General features: G+C 56.5%; 1 rRNA gene (cut by a window edge). It reads left to right on the top strand.

The features are described from left to right. A 23S ribosomal RNA gene (locus ACFWV2_RS32970) occupies positions 1-1830 on the top strand (it extends 1367 nt beyond the left edge of the window). Positions 1831-1870 lie beyond the last annotated feature (40 nt).

The following is a 1870-nucleotide window of genomic DNA, read 5'->3' as shown; positions in this document are numbered from 1 at the left end:
GTATGGATGGGTAGGGGAGCGTCGTGTGCCGGGTGAAGCAGCCGCGGAAGCGAGTTGTGGACGGTTCACGAGTGAGAATGCAGGCATGAGTAGCGATACACACGTGAGAAACGTGTGCGCCGATTGACTAAGGGTTCCTGGGTCAAGCTGATCTGCCCAGGGTAAGTCGGGACCTAAGGCGAGGCCGACAGGCGTAGTCGATGGACAACCGGTTGATATTCCGGTACCCGCTTTGAAACGCCCAGTATCGAATCCATTGATGCTAAGGCCGTGAAGCCGTTCCGGACCCTTCGGGGAATGGAAAGTGGTGGAGCCGTCGATCCAAGGTGGTAGTAGGTAAGCGATGGGGTGACGCAGGAAGGTAGTCCAGCCCGGGCGGTGGTAGTCCCGGGGTAAGGGTGTAGGCCGTGTGATAGGCAAATCCGTCACACATTAAGGCTGAGACCTGATGCCGAGCCGATTGTGGTGAAGTGGATGATCCTATGCTGTCGAGAAAAGCCTCTAGCGAGTTTCATGGCGGCCCGTACCCTAAACCGACTCAGGTGGTCAGGTAGAGAATACCGAGGCGTTCGGGTGAACTATGGTTAAGGAACTCGGCAAAATGCCCCCGTAACTTCGGGAGAAGGGGGGCCACGTCTGGTGATGAGTCTTGCACTCTGAGCTGGGGGTGGCCGCAGAGACCAGCGAGAAGCGACTGTTTACTAAAAACACAGGTCCGTGCGAAGCCGTAAGGCGATGTATACGGACTGACGCCTGCCCGGTGCTGGAACGTTAAGGGGACCGGTTAGTGACCTTTCGGGGTTGCGAAGCTGAGAACTTAAGCGCCAGTAAACGGCGGTGGTAACTATAACCATCCTAAGGTAGCGAAATTCCTTGTCGGGTAAGTTCCGACCTGCACGAATGGCGTAACGACTTCTCGACTGTCTCAACCATAGGCCCGGTGAAATTGCACTACGAGTAAAGATGCTCGTTTCGCGCAGCAGGACGGAAAGACCCCGGGACCTTTACTACAGTTTGATATTGGTGTTCGGTTCGGCTTGTGTAGGATAGGTGGGAGACTTTGAAGCTGTGACGCCAGTCATGGTGGAGTCGCCGTTGAAATACCACTCTGGTCGTGCTGGATGTCTAACCTCGGTCCGTGATCCGGATCAGGGACAGTGTCTGATGGGTAGTTTAACTGGGGCGGTTGCCTCCCAAAGGGTAACGGAGGCGCCCAAAGGTTCCCTCAGCCTGGTTGGCAATCAGGTGTTGAGTGTAAGTGCACAAGGGAGCTTGACTGTGAGACCGACGGGTCGAGCAGGGACGAAAGTCGGGACTAGTGATCCGGCGGTGGCTTGTGGAAGCGCCGTCGCTCAACGGATAAAAGGTACCCCGGGGATAACAGGCTGATCTTCCCCAAGAGTCCATATCGACGGGATGGTTTGGCACCTCGATGTCGGCTCGTCGCATCCTGGGGCTGGAGTCGGTCCCAAGGGTTGGGCTGTTCGCCCATTAAAGCGGTACGCGAGCTGGGTTTAGAACGTCGTGAGACAGTTCGGTCCCTATCCGCTGCGCGCGCAGGAATATTGAGAAGGGCTGTCCCTAGTACGAGAGGACCGGGACGGACGAACCTCTGGTGTGCCAGTTGTCCTGCCAAGGGCATGGCTGGTTGGCTACGTTCGGGAGGGATAACCGCTGAAAGCATCTAAGCGGGAAGCCTGCTTCGAGATGAGTATTCCCACCTCCTTGAGAGGGTAAGGCTCCCAGTAGACGACTGGGTTGATAGGCCGGATGTGGAAGCCCAGTAATGGGTGGAGCTGACCGGTACTAATAGGCCGAGGGCTTGTCCTCAGTTGCTCGCGTCCACTGTGTTAGTTCTGAAGTAACGAAC

This window comes from Streptomyces sp. NPDC058671, from assembly GCF_042716475.1.
Classification (GTDB): Bacteria; Actinomycetota; Actinomycetes; order Streptomycetales; family Streptomycetaceae; genus Streptomyces.
This window is presented reverse-complemented; position numbering and strand designations above follow the sequence as displayed.